19 protein-coding genes are annotated in these 14,632 nt (G+C 64.8%); 10 read left to right on the top strand and 9 right to left on the bottom strand.

The window, feature by feature from the left end; translation table 11 throughout:
* The first annotated feature begins 72 nt into the window (after positions 1-72).
* Positions 73-1,671 (top strand): ABC-F family ATP-binding cassette domain-containing protein, encoded by a 1,599-nt coding sequence (locus GUY30_RS08935; RefSeq protein WP_092013696.1) that lies wholly within the window; start codon positions 73-75, stop codon positions 1,669-1,671.
* 6 nt (positions 1,672-1,677) lie between these two features.
* On the opposite strand, the gene GUY30_RS08930 is transcribed toward GUY30_RS08935, so the two are convergent.
* From GUY30_RS08930 to GUY30_RS08920, 3 genes are read right to left on the bottom strand one after another with little or no spacing between them, the layout of a single operon-like run.
* The gene (locus tag GUY30_RS08930; protein WP_167196405.1) at positions 1,678-2,580 is read right to left on the bottom strand and encodes an SURF1 family cytochrome oxidase biogenesis protein; all 903 of its coding nucleotides are present in this window, start codon (positions 2,578-2,580) and stop codon (positions 1,678-1,680) included.
* On the bottom strand, positions 2,577-2,789 hold the full coding sequence (locus tag GUY30_RS08925; RefSeq protein WP_101544269.1) for a hypothetical protein: 213 nt from the start codon (positions 2,787-2,789) through the stop codon (positions 2,577-2,579). The genes GUY30_RS08930 and GUY30_RS08925 overlap by 4 nt, the downstream gene beginning before the upstream one ends.
* Positions 2,786-3,334 (bottom strand): DUF3099 domain-containing protein, encoded by a 549-nt coding sequence (locus GUY30_RS08920; RefSeq protein ID WP_228281845.1) that lies wholly within the window; start codon positions 3,332-3,334, stop codon positions 2,786-2,788. Before GUY30_RS08920 ends, GUY30_RS08925 begins: the two co-directional genes overlap by 4 nt.
* Positions 3,335-3,434: 100 nt before the next feature.
* On the opposite strand from GUY30_RS08920, the gene GUY30_RS08915 reads away from it, so the two are divergent.
* The 3 genes from GUY30_RS08915 to GUY30_RS08905 all read left to right on the top strand — a co-directional run bounded on the left by GUY30_RS08915 (position 3,435) and on the right by GUY30_RS08905 (position 5,566).
* Positions 3,435-4,145, top strand: coding sequence for a beta-ketoacyl-ACP reductase (locus GUY30_RS08915; protein WP_167196402.1), 711 nt, complete (start codon positions 3,435-3,437; stop codon positions 4,143-4,145).
* A gap of 147 nt (positions 4,146-4,292) precedes the next feature.
* A complete protein-coding gene (gene fabI / locus GUY30_RS08910; RefSeq protein WP_167196399.1) occupies positions 4,293-5,051 on the top strand; it encodes an enoyl-ACP reductase FabI in 759 nt (252 codons plus the stop codon).
* Between the two features lie 8 nt (positions 5,052-5,059).
* Entirely contained in the window at positions 5,060-5,566 is a 507-nt protein-coding gene (locus GUY30_RS08905) for a SixA phosphatase family protein (protein ID WP_167196396.1), read from the top strand.
* Positions 5,567-5,696: 130 nt separating this feature from the next.
* Here GUY30_RS08905 and serB read toward each other — a convergent pair whose 3' ends face one another.
* Complete coding sequence (serB, locus tag GUY30_RS08900) at positions 5,697-6,374, bottom strand: phosphoserine phosphatase SerB (protein WP_228281843.1); 678 nt, start codon at positions 6,372-6,374, stop codon at positions 5,697-5,699.
* Positions 6,371-7,105 carry a hypothetical protein gene (locus tag GUY30_RS08895; protein ID WP_167196393.1) on the bottom strand — a complete coding sequence of 245 codons (735 nt, stop codon included), beginning with the start codon at positions 7,103-7,105 and terminating at the stop codon, positions 6,371-6,373. Before GUY30_RS08895 ends, serB begins: the two co-directional genes overlap by 4 nt.
* A 44-nt stretch (positions 7,106-7,149) precedes the next feature.
* On the opposite strand from GUY30_RS08895, the gene GUY30_RS08890 reads away from it, so the two are divergent.
* Genes GUY30_RS08890 through GUY30_RS08870 form a run of 5 tightly spaced genes read left to right on the top strand, consistent with a single transcriptional unit; the run spans position 7,150 to position 11,321 of the window.
* Positions 7,150-7,935 carry an ABC transporter ATP-binding protein gene (locus tag GUY30_RS08890; RefSeq protein ID WP_167196390.1) on the top strand — a complete coding sequence of 262 codons (786 nt, stop codon included), beginning with the start codon at positions 7,150-7,152 and terminating at the stop codon, positions 7,933-7,935.
* Between the two features lie 2 nt (positions 7,936-7,937).
* A complete protein-coding gene (locus tag GUY30_RS08885; RefSeq protein ID WP_167196387.1) occupies positions 7,938-8,774 on the top strand; it encodes a sulfite exporter TauE/SafE family protein in 837 nt (278 codons plus the stop codon).
* A gap of 13 nt (positions 8,775-8,787) precedes the next feature.
* The gene (locus tag GUY30_RS08880) at positions 8,788-9,732 is read left to right on the top strand and encodes a TrmH family RNA methyltransferase (RefSeq protein ID WP_228281838.1); all 945 of its coding nucleotides are present in this window, start codon (positions 8,788-8,790) and stop codon (positions 9,730-9,732) included.
* Positions 9,733-9,765: 33 nt separating this feature from the next.
* Positions 9,766-10,518: a RhuM family protein gene (gene rhuM, locus GUY30_RS08875; RefSeq protein ID WP_208091506.1), complete on the top strand. Its 753-nt coding sequence runs from the start codon at positions 9,766-9,768 to the stop codon at positions 10,516-10,518.
* A gap of 32 nt (positions 10,519-10,550) precedes the next feature.
* Positions 10,551-11,321 carry a phosphatase gene (locus tag GUY30_RS08870; RefSeq protein ID WP_167196384.1) on the top strand — a complete coding sequence of 257 codons (771 nt, stop codon included), beginning with the start codon at positions 10,551-10,553 and terminating at the stop codon, positions 11,319-11,321.
* Positions 11,322-11,384: 63 nt separating this feature from the next.
* On the opposite strand, the gene GUY30_RS08865 is transcribed toward GUY30_RS08870, so the two are convergent.
* Positions 11,385-11,936, bottom strand: a complete 552-nt coding sequence (locus GUY30_RS08865; protein WP_167196381.1) for a YbaK/EbsC family protein — start codon at positions 11,934-11,936, stop codon at positions 11,385-11,387.
* Positions 11,937-12,113: 177 nt separating this feature from the next.
* On the opposite strand from GUY30_RS08865, the gene GUY30_RS08860 reads away from it, so the two are divergent.
* Positions 12,114-12,368, top strand: a complete 255-nt coding sequence (locus GUY30_RS08860) for a type B 50S ribosomal protein L31 (protein WP_009375892.1) — start codon at positions 12,114-12,116, stop codon at positions 12,366-12,368.
* 173 nt (positions 12,369-12,541) lie between these two features.
* Here the strand turns inward: GUY30_RS08860 and GUY30_RS08855 are convergent, their stop codons facing one another.
* Genes GUY30_RS08855 through GUY30_RS08845 form a run of 3 tightly spaced genes read right to left on the bottom strand, consistent with a single transcriptional unit; the run spans position 12,542 to position 14,574 of the window.
* Complete coding sequence (locus GUY30_RS08855) at positions 12,542-13,366, bottom strand: PfkB family carbohydrate kinase (protein WP_167196378.1); 825 nt, start codon at positions 13,364-13,366, stop codon at positions 12,542-12,544.
* Between the two features lie 45 nt (positions 13,367-13,411).
* The gene (locus tag GUY30_RS08850) at positions 13,412-13,876 is read right to left on the bottom strand and encodes a tRNA (cytidine(34)-2'-O)-methyltransferase (protein WP_167196375.1); all 465 of its coding nucleotides are present in this window, start codon (positions 13,874-13,876) and stop codon (positions 13,412-13,414) included.
* 20 nt (positions 13,877-13,896) lie between these two features.
* Positions 13,897-14,574, bottom strand: coding sequence for a class I SAM-dependent methyltransferase (locus GUY30_RS08845; RefSeq protein WP_167196372.1), 678 nt, complete (start codon positions 14,572-14,574; stop codon positions 13,897-13,899).
* Positions 14,575-14,632: the final 58 nt, after the last annotated feature.

Raw genomic sequence — 14,632 nt, 5'->3', positions numbered from 1 at the left:
CCGGGCACAGGCTCGCGGCATCCACCCCCAAGAATTCCTGGCCGAACTCATCGGCCGCAGTTTGGAGACAGAATGATTCAGGCCTCCGGCCTCGAAGTCGCCGTCGGCGCCCGCACCCTCATGTCTGAGGTGTCCTTCCGCGTCGACAAGGGCGACCGTGTCGGTCTCGTCGGGCGCAACGGCGCCGGCAAGACGACCCTGACCAAGGTGATCATGGGCGGACACCCCGCTCAATCGGGATCCGTATCGATCTCCGGCACCGTCGGCTACCTGCCGCAGGACCCGCGCAGCGGCGACCTCACCGCCACCGGCATGGAGCGCATCCTCTCGGTGCGCGACCTCGACGTCCTCGTCAAACGTCTGCGCAAGGCCGAACGTCAGATGGCTTCGCCGGATGAGAAGGTGGCGACGAAGGCCATCGATCGGTACCCGCGCATCGAAGCCGAATTCATCGCCGCCGGCGGTTATGCCGCCGAATCCGAAGCCTTCGCCATCGCTGCGAATCTCGGCCTCGACGAAGCCCTCATCAGTCAGGAGATCGGCACCCTCTCCGGCGGTCAGCGCCGCCGCGTCGAGCTCGCCCGGATCCTGTTCTCGGCTCCGGACACGATGATCCTCGACGAGCCGACGAACCACCTCGACGCCGAATCCGTGCTGTGGCTGCGCGACCATCTCAAGGCCTACTCCGGTGGTCTGATCATCATCAGCCACGACCTCGATCTCATCGACGAAGTGGTCAACAAGGTCTTCTTCCTCGACGCCACCCGTCAGACCATCGACATCTATTCGATGGGCTACCGGCTCTACCTCAAACAGCGTGAGGACGATGAGCGGCGTCGCCGCCGCGAACGTGCCAATGCCGAGAAGAAGGCCGCGGCGCTCAACGCTCAGGCGAACAAGATGATGGCGAAGGCGACGAAGACCGTCGCCGCCCAGCAGATGGCCAAGCGTGCCGACCGACTGCTCGCTGGGCTCGAGGACGAACGCGCCACGGAGAAGGTCGCGAATCTGCGCTTCCCGGCCCCGGCCGACTGCGGACGTGTGCCGCTGACGGCTGAAGGACTCTCTCGCAGCTTCGGGTCGACCGAGGTGTTCACCGGTGTCGATCTCGCCATCGACAAGGGCACACGAGTCGTCGTGCTCGGCTACAACGGTGCCGGCAAGACGACGCTGCTGCGTCTGCTCGCCGGACTCGACGAACCCGACTCCGGAGAAGTCGTGCCCGGACACGGCCTCAAGCTCGGCTACTATGCGCAGGAGCATGAGACTCTCGACCTCGAGCGCACAGTGCTGGAGAACATGTCGCGGAACTCCCCGCACCTCGACGACACCGCGGTGCGCAATGTGCTCGGTTCGTTCCTCTTCAGCGGTGATGATGTGCACAAACCCGCCGGGGTGCTCTCCGGTGGAGAGAAGACACGTCTGGCGCTGGCCACCCTTGTGGTCTCGAGCGCGAACGTGCTGCTGCTCGACGAGCCGACGAACAACCTCGATCCGGCGTCCCGCGAGGAGATCCTCTCGGCGATCCGCCGCTACGAAGGTGCGATCGTGCTCGTCACCCACGATGAGGGTGCGGTGTCCGCGCTCGACCCCGACCGCGTGCTGCTGCTGCCCGACGGTGACGAGGACCTGTGGAACGACACGTACCTCGATCTCGTCACGCTCGCCTGAGCAAGCTCACTTTGAGCGAAAGCGCTCCTCGAACAGGGCATCCTCCTCGGCTTCGGCCTGCCCGCGCACGGTGGGCGAGGCCCAGCGGTTGCGGCCATAGCGGCTGCCGGGCTGGCTGATCTTCGCGCCCGCGTCGAGGGCGGCCTTATCGATGACGACCATTTCGTTCTCGACAGCGCCGTGCTCGACCGCCTCGGCGGCTGCCTTGTGCTCACGTCGGGCCGAGATGACCACGGCGATGATGATCATGATTCCGAAGGCGAACCACTGGAGCATATAGGACAGGTGGTTGCCCGGATCGAGCTCGGGCATCGGCAGCGGGGTCAGCCCCTCTTCCGGGGCACCGCCTGTCTCCGCCGGTGAGGCCTCGACGTAGACATGTGCATAGGCATCGTCCATTCCCGGAATGCGCGCGGGATCGATGGCTTTGATGAGGCCCTTCGGATTCTCATCCTCGGATCCGTCCTGAGCGGGACGCAGATGAGCGATCACGGTCTGCTCACCCCGAGGAGCGGGCGGCACGGAATCCTGTTCGGCGGTGAAGCCGCGGACGACGGCGATCGTCGATCCGCCGGTGATCTCGAACGGAGTCACCACATAGAAGCCGGGTTTGTCTTCGACCGTCCGGTTGCGTGCGAGGACGGTGTCCTCGTCGGAGAACGATCCGGTCAGCTCCACCTGGGTCCACTCATCGGTGGTCTCCAGCGTCGAATTCGGTGTCGAGAGCACCGAGGTGATGTCGACGGGTTCGGCGGAGTAGTTCGCGGTGATCGTCGCGATCTCCTGCTCCCGCTGATCGCGGCGGTCCTTCTGCCACAGGGCGAGGAACACGCAGGCGATGATGACGATGATCGCCATGGCGATGTATTTGAGCCAGCGTGCGGAGAAGAGGAACGAATAGCGGCTCAACCTGCGTCCTCCGGAATCTCGTCGACGGAGACGTCGGTGATGAAGAAGTCGCGCAGAGTCAGGAAGTCACGCAGATAGTCGAGGTGCTCATCACAGGCCAACCACGTCTTCTTCCGCTCGGGAGTGTGGACGCGGGGATTGTTCCACAGCAGGGCGCGAGTCGCGAACGCCCGGCATTCCTTCGCGGAACACTGCAGCTGCTCGCTCAAGCCTGGTCCCTCCTGTCCTCGTCGTTGTCGTCGACGGTCTCACCTTGGAAGGTCTCGTCCGGGATGGTCTCGTCCGGGACCGTCTCGCCCCGGATCGTTTCGTGCCGGTGATCCGCGCCTGGATCGGTCTCGTCAGGGGAGCCGCCTCGGGGATCTGAGCCGCCCCGGGGATCTGGGTCGTCGACCGTCTCCCCTCCGAGGGTGTCGCCGGAGATCGTCTCACCGCGCGCCGGCGGCAGCTCTGCCAGCGGGGCCTGTTCGAGCAGGGCGGAACGATCATCTCGGGTGCGTTCGCGGCCCGCATTGGCGAAGATCACCGCCGGATAGGGGAGGACGACAGCTCCGGCCACGCAGATCCACATGAGGATGTGCAGATCGGCGACGAAAGCGAAATAGGCGCCCACGAAGCAGGCCGTCCTGATGCCCATGGTGATCGAATACTTGATGATCCGAGACCGCATATCGTCATCAAGGGCGGTGTCTGCCGTTGTGATCTGCTGAGAGTGCCTGACCATATCCTTCTTCGATCGATGACTGCCAAACATGATACTCGTCCTTTGTGAGAGTCGTATCCATCGACCAAAGGACAGGATAGGTTTGTCCACGATAGATTTGAAGAACACAGTCGATCAACAGGAGACCAACGTGTCAGATCCACGCACAGTCCTCGTCACCGGCGGCAACCGCGGAATCGGTCGCACCATCGCCGAGGAATTCCTCGCCCAGGGGGACAAGGTGGCAGTCACCTCCCGCAACGGTCAGGCCCCGGAAGGGGCGCTGGCAGTGGCCGCCGATGTCACCGACAGCGACTCGATCGATCGGGCATTCACCGAGATCGAGGAGAAGCTCGGCCCCGTCGAGGTCGTCGTGGCCAATGCCGGAATCACCGCCGACAACCTGCTCATGCGGATGAACGATGATGAGTTCGAATCCGTCATCAACACGAATCTCACCGGCGCGTTCCGCACCGTCAAGCGCGGCATCACCGGCATGATCCGAGCGAAGAAGGGCCGCATCGTCCTCATCTCCTCGGTGTCGGGTCTCTACGGAGTGCCCGGCCAGGCGAACTATTCGGCCTCGAAGGCCGGACTCGTCGGCTTCGCCCGCTCCATCACCCGTGAAATCGGCTCCCGCGGAATCACCGCCAATGTCGTCGCCCCGGGCTTCATCCGCACGGACATGACCGATGAGCTCAGCGAGAAGCAGCAGAAGGAATATCTCGCCACCATCCCGGCCAAGCGGTTCGCCGAACCCGCTGAGGTCGCCAAGGTCGTCCGCTGGATGGCCTCCGACGAAGCCGCCTACATCTCCGGTGCCGTCATCCCCGTCGACGGCGGACTGGGCATGGGCCACTGACTCAGACGGCGCTGGGCCGGTTACAACCGGATCCTGGGTCGCAGACGATGCGGCCCGGCCGGGCCACAGCCCGTAGACTTCGATACAGAGACACCGCCCGAAGCGGCGTCATGCACACGCAACCACCTTCCTTTCGAAAGGACCACCATGGGAATTCTTGACGGAAAGCGCATTCTCGTCACCGGCGTGCTCACCGAGGCGTCGATCGCCTTCGCCGCTGCCCGTATCGCACAGGAGCAGGGAGCCGAGGTCATCCTCTCGAGCTTCGGCCGCCAGATGAAGATCACTCAGGTGATCGCCGAACGCCTGCCCCAGACCCCGCAGGTCATCGAACTCGACGCCACGAACGAAGAGGACCTCGCGGCCCTGCCCGAGCGCCTCGGCGGCAATATCGACGGAATCGTCCACGCCATCGCCTTCGCTCCGAAGGACGCCCTCGGCGGAGTCTTCCTCGACACGCCTTGGGACTCTGTGTCCGCGGCCATCCACGTCTCCGCCTACTCGCTCAAGGCCATCGCCGTGGCCGCGAAGCCCGTGCTCAACAAGGGCGCCGGAATCGTCGGACTGACCTTCGACGCGACCATCTCCTGGCCGGTCTACGACTGGATGGGTGTGGCCAAGGCCGCCTTCGAATCGACCGCCCGCTACCTCGCCAAGTACGTCGGCGAAGACGGCGTGCGCGTCAATCTCGTCTCGGCCGGACCGCTGAAGACCACCGCCGCAACCTCCATCCCCGGCTTCGGAACGCTCGAAGACATGTGGGGCGACCGCGCACCCCTGGGCTGGGACCAGAAGGACACCACTCCTGCCGGCAAGGCCATCGTCGCCCTGCTCTCCGACTGGTTCCCCGCCACTACCGGCGAGATGATCCACGTCGACGGCGGATTCCACTCCACTGGCGCCTGAGACCACTCATGCCTGTGCTCATCCTCGCCCGCCACGCCAAGGCGGAAGCGCACGGTCCGACCGACTTCGAACGGTCCCTGGACTCGAAGGGTCTGGCTCAAGCGGTCGAGGCCGGAGCCGAGATCGCCGAGCGCTGGTCACCCGATGTGGCCATCGCCTCGGCAGCCAGGCGCACCGTGCAGACCGGACAGGCCGTCGTCGAAGCCGTCAACCGCGCTCAGGGAGGAACTCTCGACGAACCGGGTGACCTGACCCTGCGCGAGGATCCTTCGCTGTACTCCGGGTCCGTCGACGACTGGCTGGATGCGATCAACTCGATCCCCGCGGATGCGCAGTGCGCGTATATCGTGGGCCATCAGCCGACCGTCGCCGAGGTGGTCGGCCACCTCAATCCGGAAGGCGGGGTTCCCGATACGTTCCGTCCCTCGTCGATCGCGGTCTTCGACCTCGAGAGCTGGGACGTGGAGCCGGGCCACTACCCGTCCCCACAGATCCGGGTCTTCCACGGAGTCTGAACGCACCGCCTGACCGACGCGATCTGTCGACAAGAAGCCTGTGGCGCTGACGAAGCAATCGTCAGCGCCACAGGCGTCTTCGGTCAGTCAGTGGTCAATGGCGCCGGTGCCACACCCTCGGAGGTATCGCTCACACGTCCGCACGCGCAGCGACCAGGTCGATGACGGCTCGCAGGTCGCGTGTCTCCACGGACGCGTCTGCTGCGGCGGCGAGGGCCGGTTTCGCGCAGAAGGCGATTCCGAGACCGGCGGCTTCGACCATGCCGATGTCATTGGCGCCGTCGCCGATCGCCACCGAGGCGGCACGGTCGTATCCGCCGGCAGCCAGCAGATCCTCGAAGATCTCGGCCTTTGCGCTCGGGTCGATGACACGGCCGTTCGTCCGCCCGGTCAGCAGCCCGTCATCGATGTCGAGACCGTTGGCGAAGACATCGGTGATGCCCAGCTGTGCGGCGACGGGAGCGATGATGGCGGTGAAGCCGCCCGACACCAGCGCCACCTGGCCGCCGGAGGAGTGCACTGCCGCGACCAGGTCGGCGGCCCCCTCGGTGAGGGTGATCTGCTCGCGGACCTCATCGAGCACGGTCTCCGGCAGTCCGGTCAGCAGGGCGACCCGTTCGGCCAGGGAAGCGGCGAAGTCGAGTTCGCCGGCCATGGCCCGTTCGGTGATGTCGGCGACCTTGTCTCCGACTCCGGCGTGGGCGGCGATGAGGTCGATGACCTCCTCGTTGATGAACGTCGAATCGACGTCCATGACGAGCAGCTGGACGGGGATCTGGGAGGCGGTGGCCTGAGGCGTCTCATTCACCCCTTCATCGTAGCCACAGCCATGATGTAGTCCGCGGCGGCGGGGTGCAGCTGAGACAGCAGCGCACCGAACTCGGGCGGGGCGACCGTCGCAGGGGCGAGCACCGTGCGCATCCGGTGGTGGATGTCGAGGGCGGCGTAGATCGCGCGGGAATCCGCCTCGGTGGGGATGAGCCGGGAGATCGGATGCATCGTCGACAGCTCCTCCTGCCAGTCACGCCACGGCCCCTGCCGCCAGTCCTCGGGAACGTCGATGGTCTCGACGAGGCGCAGGCCCTCCATCACCAGCAGGCGCAGGCGCCGCAGCGCCTCGGGGGCGGACCCGACCGTGACGGGGCGGAAGACGGTGGGCGCACAGGCGATGATCTCCACGTTCGCCTCGGCGCCGATGAGGGCGATCGCGGCCTGCTCGTCGCCGCGATGGAGGACCACGGGGGCAGTGTGGCGTCCGACCTTCGTCCTGGCGGTGCGATCGACCGGGGGAGTCGTATGCGGCAGGGACGGGTGGTGCAGTGCCAAGCGCGCATGAGTGATTCCGGCGGCGGCCGCCTCGGCGATGAACAGCAGCAGACCGGTGGGCACGGCCGAGTCGAAGACCTCATCGGAGACGATGAGAGGAACATCACGATCGTCGTCGAGGAAGGCAGAGGAGACCTCGTCAGGAGGCAGGGTCGAGCGCAGACGGTGATTGAGCGCCAGGGTCAGCAGCAGTGAGTCGGTCGTGAGGTCCATGTCGAACCAGGATAGACGGCTCGTCTGCGATAGAGTCTGAGGATATGAGTGAAGTCCTGAATCTGGATTCTGTGTCCGTGCGCCGGGGGACCAATTTCCTCCTCGACGATTTCTCGCTGACCGTCGCCGAAGGCGAGCACTGGGCGGTGCTCGGACCCAATGGTGCGGGCAAGACGACCCTGCTCGAACTGGCGGCCGGTCGCATGCATCCGACGACGGGTACGGCCACCATCCTCGAGGAGCAGCTCGGGCGCGTCGACGTGTTCGAACTGCGCCCGCGGATCGGCTATGCCTCGACGATTCTGGCCAACCGCATTCCGAGTTCCGAAGCGGTGCTCGACACCGTGCTCACCGCCGCCTACGGCGTCACCGGACGCTGGGTCGAGGAATACGAGCAGGACGACATCGAACGCGCCCGCGATCTGCTGGCCGCGTTCCACATCACGCATCTGGCCGATCGCACCTTCGGCACGCTGTCCGAAGGCGAGCGCAAGCGCGTGCAGATCGCGCGCGCACTCATGACCGACCCGGAGCTGCTGCTGCTCGACGAGCCGGCCTCCGGACTCGACTTCGGCGGACGCGAAGAGCTGCTCGGTGCGCTCTCGGAGATCCTCTCGTCGAAGTGGGCACCGGCCACGATCATGGTCACCCATCATGTCGAGGAGATCCCGGAGGGCATCACGCATGTGCTGCTGCTCTCCGAGGGCACCGATCTGGTCGCGGGCCCGATCGAGGAGACCCTGACGGCGGAGAACCTCGCGGCGACATTCGGCCTCGACGTCAAGCTCACCCGGGACGGTCAGCGCTACCACGCTCGCTCCGCGATCTGAGCATGGAGTTCCTGGCGAATCTGAGCCTCGAACCGTGGCAGATCGGCCTCGTCATCGTCGCCGGAATCGCGGCGGGCGGCATCAACGCCGTCGTCGGCTCCGGCACGCTCATCACCTTCCCGGCGCTCGTCGCCTTCGGAGTGCCGCCGGTGGTGTCGACGATGAGCAATGCGGTCGGTCTCATCCCCGGCAACATCGCGTCCTCGTTCGGGTACCGCGAAGAGCTGCGGGGGCAGTGGAAGCGGATCCTCGGGTTCGTTCCCGCCTCGCTGCTCGGGTCGCTGACCGGGGCGTATCTGCTGCTGCACCTGCCCGAGGATGCGTTCGAGACGATCGTGCCCGTCCTCCTCGTCGTGGCTCTGATCATGGTCGTGGGGCAGCCGTATCTCTCGCGGTATCTGAAGCACCGGTCCCTGCGCCGGGCCGAGGCCGCAGGCGTCGAGCATCGGGCTGCCTCGGTGGGGGATCGACTGTCCACCGGCCGGTACATCGCCGTGCTCCTCGTCGTCTTCCTCACCGCGATCTACGGAGGCTACTTCGCCGCGGCCCAGGGCATCATCCTCATCGCCCTGCTCGGTCTTCTGCTGCCCGATGATCTGCAGCGACTCAACGGACTGAAGAACGTCCTCGTCCTCGTCGTCAACACGGTCTCGGCGAGCACGTACATCATCGTCGGTCACGACCGGATCAACTGGATCGCCGTGATCTGCATTGCCATCGGCTCCCTCATCGGCGGGTACTTCGGTGCCCGCATCGGTCGGAAGTTCTCGCCGGTGCTGCTGCGCGCCGTCATCGTCGCGCTCGGTCTCGTCGCGATCTGGAGGATCCTCACACTGTGAACGGAATTGCGCTGTGAACACTCCGGCCAAGGCCCCCCTGACCCGTCAGCAGGTCATCGACCGGTCCGCCGAACTCGGGATCGCCGTCGAGCGTCTGCGTTTCTTCGACGAAGCGGACCTGGCTGCCGACGGCGTGGAGGCCGGGAATTCAGGGGCCGGTCCGAGCGACGGCCCGCACGGGCGCCTCGAGGGCATGCGCGACTACACGCAGCTGACCGATGTCGCCCTGCGCAGCGTCCGCGAACCCGCCGAGGGGCTGTTCATCGCCGAGTCCTCGAAGATCATCCGCCGCGCTCATGCCGCCGGTCTGTCACCCCGATCGTTCCTGACCAGCCCGAAGTGGCTGTTCGACTTAGCCGACATCATTTCTGAGAGCGATGTGCCGATCTTCATCGGCACGGATGCCGCCGTCGAAACACTGACCGGATTCCACCTGCACCGAGGTGCCCTGGCCGCGATGGGCCGATCTGTCCTGGCCCCGGTCGCTTCCCTGGTCGAGGACGCCAGGCGCATCGTCATCATCGAAGACATCGTCGACCATACGAACGTCGGTGCGATCTTCCGCTCCGCCGCTGCGTTCGGCGCCGATGCCGTGCTCGTGACCCCGCGCTGCGCCGATCCGCTCTATCGCCGCTCGATCCGTGTGTCGATGGGCACGGTCTTCCAAGTGCCGTGGACGCGCATCGAGACCTGGCCCGGCGGGATCGCCGAGCTCCAGGAGGCCGGATTCCATGTCGCGGCTCTGGCACTCGACGATGATTCGGTGAGCCTGCGCGAGTTCGCCGCTACCGCACCCGAACGCACCGCGGTAGTCTTCGGCACCGAAGGAGACGGGCTGAAGAGATCGACGATCGCCGCCTGCGACTCGACCGTGATGATCCCCATGAGCGGGGGAGTGGACTCCCTCAACGTCGCAGCTGCCTCAGCGGTCACCTGCTTCGCCCTACAGGAGGGGTGAGGCTGAGTCAGTGCCTCAGGCTACGGTGTCATCATGATCGAGTCAGTGGAAATCTTTCGAACTGAAGATGGCGGAGTCCGCTTGGATGTCCGCACTGCACGGGGTTCTGTGTGGCTGACACGAAAACAGCTGGCTGAGCTGTTCGGGCGGGATATCAAGACTATCGGCAAGCACATCGCGAATGCCCAACGCGAAGAGCTGGCGGGCCTTCCAGTTGTCGCAAAATTTGCGACAACTGCCTCGGACGGCAAGACCTACCAGGTCGAACACTACGACCTCGACCTGGTGCTCTCTGTCGGATACCGGGTGAAATCGGCCGAGGGAGTTCGCTTTCGGAAATGGGCGAACGACGTTCTCCGGCGATATGCGATCGATGGCGCCGCGCTCAATGAACGGAGGCTGTCTGAGATCGGCACGATCGTGTCCGTACTGGCCCGGTCGAATGACGAACTGGTGTCGGGAGTGGCGGATGTGCTTTCGACCTATGTGCCGAGCTTTTCACTTCTGCGCGACTTCGATGAGGGCAGCATCATTGCGTCTCCGAATACTGCGCCGGACTGGTCGCTGACGTTGGAAGGTGCGCGCGACATCATCCGACGTGTGGCACAGAGGTTTCCCAACGATCAACTCTTCGGAAATGAGCACGGTGACGGCCGCGACGGACATCAGCGCATCGCTAACAATGCTCTGGCAGCCATCATTCTGCTGGTCGCTATGAGCGATCCCACCGAGAAGGATCTGATGATTGCTCTCATCATTCGTATGATCGTCCCGGAGACATATTGACCAGAACCACTGTCGAGAGCGAGCGAATGCCGATGAACCGCAGCACTCTAGCCCATGCCCTTGAAGCCGGACGGATCACCGGGGAGGTCGCCACTCCCAGGGAGAACAACCTCTCCCACATCCACCGCTTCCTCGCCCAGGAACGGCAGTTCGACTTCGGCGTCGAACTCACCCGCGGCTGGGACTATGACTCGGTGTTCGCGCTCATGGTCGAACGCTGCGGACTGCGACCGGATCCCGACTTCGTCGAAGGGGTGGACACGATCTCCACCGACGCCTGCATCGACGCACTGGAGAGACTCGCCGAGGCAGTCGGTGAAGTCACCCGGGCAGGTGGCCGGATCCTCTTCGCCACCGGTCACCCGGCCGGACTGCTGCCCGTGCACATGGCCATCGCCCGGGCCGCGAAGTACGCCGGCGCGGTCATCGACTTCCGCGATCACTTCATCCCGGTCCCGGAGATCGGGGGCGACGTCCGGCAGATCGACGACGTATGGACCTGGCATCTCCACGGCGGCAGCCCGCACACCCACCTGGCCGAGCCCATGCACGCTCTGCTCGACGATGTCGCCGCCCGCGGCGGATCGGCTCCCGACCTCGTCGTGGCCGACCACGGGTGGGCCGGAGCCGCCGCGAGCAGGGGACTGCGGACCATCGGCTACGCCGACTGCAACGATCCGGCCCTCTTCGTCGCCGAGGCGCAGGGACAGATCGAGGCGACCATCCCACTCGATGACGACGTCGTGCCCAACCTCTACGCCCCGCTCATCGACTTCGTCATCGAACGAGCGGGACTGAACTGACGGTGGGCAACTGGCACGCCGGTGGGGCTGGACGGACAGCTGGTGTTTGACTGAGGGACACGGTCACTCGATGTCGTTGGCCAGGTCCTCGATTACCTCGGCGCCGGGCAGGGACGCCAGCGTTGACCCGGAGAGAAGCAGCTTGGAGCCGCGGATACCGGAACCGATGATGAGCTCGTCGGCAGCGGCGACGCGGGAATCGATGAGCACCCGATAGTTCTCCGGCAGTCCGATCGGACCGATCCCGCCGTACTCCATCCCGGACTCGCTGACGGCGCGCTCGAGCGGGAGGAACGACGCCTTGCGGACGTCGAGGAGCTTCTTGACTCGTTTGTTGACATCGGCGCGCGTGTTCGCGAGCACCATGCATGCGGCGATGCGTTCTTCACCGCCTCGCGAACCGGCGACGAGGACGCAGTTCGCCGAGGTGGCCGGCGGCAGATCCGTGGCCCCGAGGAGAGCAGCGGTGCCGGCGATCTGCGGATCGATGGCGAAGACGTCGACATCGCCGGTGACCGTCGGCAGAGCGGCAGCCGTCGATTCGGCCATGAGTTCCGGAGCGGTGGCGGCAGGTTGGAGAGTGAACTGAGTGGACAGGCGTTCCTTCGTGGTCATGGCCACAGTGTAGGAGATCCGTGTCGAATCGCTTTGCTGACGACCATCAGTTAGAATTGACTGTCGCTCCGTGTCCGGTTCCTACGGTTCGGAGCGTGTCCAGCAGACGAATTCGGGCACTGGCAGATGGGTCGGACCCATATCAGGCGCCTGAAAGAATTCAGCAGAGGTAAGAAAATGAAGAAGGACATCCACCCGGAATACGCGCCGATCGTGTTCAACGATCTGGCTTCCGGCACCAAGTTCCTCACCCGCTCCACCGCTAAGAGCGACAAGACCATCGAGTGGGAAGACGGCAACACCTACCCCGTGATCGACGTCGAGATCTCGTCCGCTTCGCACCCGTTCTACACGGGCAAGCAGCGCATCCTCGACTCCGCCGGCCGCGTGGAGAAGTTCAAGGACCGCTACAAGGGCTTCGGCAAGCGCTGATCTCTGGCGTTCCCAACAGCTTCATACAGATTGCCCCGCACACCGAATGGTGTGCGGGGCAATCTGCTGTCTGCGGACTGGCTGTCTGCACGTCGGCCGCGTCCCCGCGCGGACGTTCCGGCGGGATTGCGTCCGGCTGCGTCCCCGCGGGGACGCAGCTACGGCAGCAGTGATCAGTCGACGGTGACCGAGACCTCGGGGGAGGGACTCACCCGAGCCGCCGGATGGTAGAGCGAGGCGACGCCGGTGGCGTTGTCGAGGCAGTTCGCGATTCCGTGAGCGACCTTCTCCTTCGCGGAGACGACCGCGTCCTTGATGTCCAGACCGGTGGCGATGCCAGCAGCGATCGAGGAAGCGAAGGAGCAGCCTGCGCCGTTGACGAGCTTGTTGTTGACCTTGCGCGAACGCAGAGTCGTCACGTTCTCACCATCGAAGAGGATGTCGATGGCATCGTCTCCGGCGAGACGGGCTCCGCCCTTGACGACGACGTTCTTCGCACCCTGCCCGTGGATGATCTTCGCGGCCTCGACCATGCCTTCGACGGAGTCGATGGGGCCGACCCCGGCCAGGGTCGCGGCCTCTTCGAGGTTCGGGGTGACGACGGTGGCCAGAGGTACGAGGTTCTCGACGAAGAGATCCTTGAGGTCGACCATGGTGCCTGCGCCCTTGCACACGAGCACAGGGTCGAAGACGTACGGCAGATCGTTGGTCTTCAGCTTCTCGGCGAGGACTAGAGCCGAATCGACGGAGCCGAGCATTCCGGACTTGATGGCGCTGAACTCGTGCACGGCCATCGTCGATTCGAGCTGACGGGTGACGACCTCTGGTTCGATGAACTCGAGGACGTGGGCGAATCCGTCATTGGGATCGAAGGTGACGATGCAGGTGACGGCGGCAGTGCCGAAGGCACCGTATTCGTCGAACATCTTCAGGTCGGCTTCGAGTCCGGCTCCTCCGGATACGTCGGATCCGGCGACGGTGAGCACCTTTGCGGTCATTATGGTCCTTTCAGGTAAAGCGTTCGCGAAGAAGTCTACGCGGGTTCAGGCGCCTGCGTAGCCGTGCTGACGCCAGGCTTCGTAGATGGCGATGGATGCCGAATTCGCCAGGTTGAGCGAACGGCGTGCCGGCAGCATCGGGATCCGCACCGCCATGTCCACATGGTCGTCGTCGATGACCTCGTCGGGCAGCCCCGTCGACTCGCGCCCGAAGAGGAGGACGTCGCCGTCTTGGTACTCGACCTCGGCGAAGGAATTGTCCGTGTGCGTGCTGAACGCGATCACCCGACGCTCACCGAGGTGGCTCCACAGTTCGTCGATCGATGGATGGACGGTGACATGGGCGAGGTCGTGATAGTCGAGCCCGGCGCGGCGCAGCTTCGCATCGGAGAGATCGAAGCCGAGGGGCTCGACGAGATGAAGATGGGCCCCGGTGACCGCGGCAAGCCGGATGGCGTTTCCGGTGTTGCCGGGGATCTCGGGAGTATGGAAGACGATGTCGATATTCATATCCCCCTCATCTTCTCACCTCAGAGACTGGCCTTACGCACGAGGAGGTACCCCTGCCCAGTCGTCTCCGGAAAGCGGCCTGCCCGATCGGGTTCGCGTTCGAGACGGGTGGCCGGAACGAAACCATGAGGGGCAAGGGCGGTGAGCACGTCATCGATCGAGCGTCGGTGGAAGTCGAGGTCGACGTCGAAGCCTGCGAGATCGGAGAAGTGATCGACTCGATCGCCGAGCTGAAACGCCAGCTGGAACCAGCCGCCCGGACGAAGGACGCGAGCCGCCTCGGCGAAGACGGTTGAAAGCTCCTCATCGGGGATGTGGATGGTCGAATACCAGGCGACGAGACCGGAGAAGGAATCATCGGCATAGGGCAGTGCGGTCATCGATCCGACGTCGAACGGAAGTGTCGGATAGAGGCCCCGAGCGAGTTCGACCATGGCAGGGGAGAGGTCGAGTCCGCGCGGCTCGAGTCCGAGGGCGGCGAGGAACGAAGTGATGCGACCCGGACCGCAGCCCATGTCGAGGACCTCGGCTGAACCGGTGCCGAGGACGAGTTCGGAGAAGGCCCCGAGCACTGCGCGGTCATGAGGTTTCGCGGTGAGCTCATCGGCGATCCATTCCGTATAGGTCTGGGCGATCGCGTCATAGGAATCACGCGTCGAGGATTCGTGCGTACTGGTCTCGTGGGCTTCGTCGGTCATGACGTCACCCTACCCGGATGCGCCGTCGCTGACTCATCGTCTGGGCACGTTGTCTGGA

Origin of the sequence: Brevibacterium pigmentatum, from assembly GCF_011617465.1 — a bacterium.
GTDB lineage: Bacteria > Actinomycetota > Actinomycetes > Actinomycetales > Brevibacteriaceae > Brevibacterium > Brevibacterium pigmentatum.
Note: the sequence above shows the minus strand (reverse complement) of the source record. Positions and strands in the feature narration are given on the sequence as shown.

Coding starts and splice junctions, on each gene's coding strand:
- GUY30_RS08935 (WP_092013696.1), top strand. CDS start 73: ATGATTCAGGCCTCCGGCCTCGAAGTCGCCGTCGGCGCCCGCACCCTC.
- GUY30_RS08920 (WP_228281845.1), bottom strand. CDS start 3,334: ATGTTTGGCAGTCATCGATCGAAGAAGGATATGGTCAGGCACTCTCAG.
- fabI (WP_167196399.1), top strand. CDS start 4,293: ATGGGAATTCTTGACGGAAAGCGCATTCTCGTCACCGGCGTGCTCACC.
- GUY30_RS08905 (WP_167196396.1), top strand. CDS start 5,060: ATGCCTGTGCTCATCCTCGCCCGCCACGCCAAGGCGGAAGCGCACGGT.
- GUY30_RS08895 (WP_167196393.1), bottom strand. CDS start 7,105: ATGGACCTCACGACCGACTCACTGCTGCTGACCCTGGCGCTCAATCAC.
- GUY30_RS08890 (WP_167196390.1), top strand. CDS start 7,150: ATGAGTGAAGTCCTGAATCTGGATTCTGTGTCCGTGCGCCGGGGGACC.
- GUY30_RS08885 (WP_167196387.1), top strand. CDS start 7,938: ATGGAGTTCCTGGCGAATCTGAGCCTCGAACCGTGGCAGATCGGCCTC.
- rhuM (WP_208091506.1), top strand. CDS start 9,766: ATGATCGAGTCAGTGGAAATCTTTCGAACTGAAGATGGCGGAGTCCGC.
- GUY30_RS08870 (WP_167196384.1), top strand. CDS start 10,551: ATGAACCGCAGCACTCTAGCCCATGCCCTTGAAGCCGGACGGATCACC.
- GUY30_RS08865 (WP_167196381.1), bottom strand. CDS start 11,936: ATGACCACGAAGGAACGCCTGTCCACTCAGTTCACTCTCCAACCTGCC.
- GUY30_RS08860 (WP_009375892.1), top strand. CDS start 12,114: ATGAAGAAGGACATCCACCCGGAATACGCGCCGATCGTGTTCAACGAT.
- GUY30_RS08855 (WP_167196378.1), bottom strand. CDS start 13,366: ATGACCGCAAAGGTGCTCACCGTCGCCGGATCCGACGTATCCGGAGGA.
- GUY30_RS08850 (WP_167196375.1), bottom strand. CDS start 13,876: ATGAATATCGACATCGTCTTCCATACTCCCGAGATCCCCGGCAACACC.
- GUY30_RS08845 (WP_167196372.1), bottom strand. CDS start 14,574: ATGACCGACGAAGCCCACGAGACCAGTACGCACGAATCCTCGACGCGT.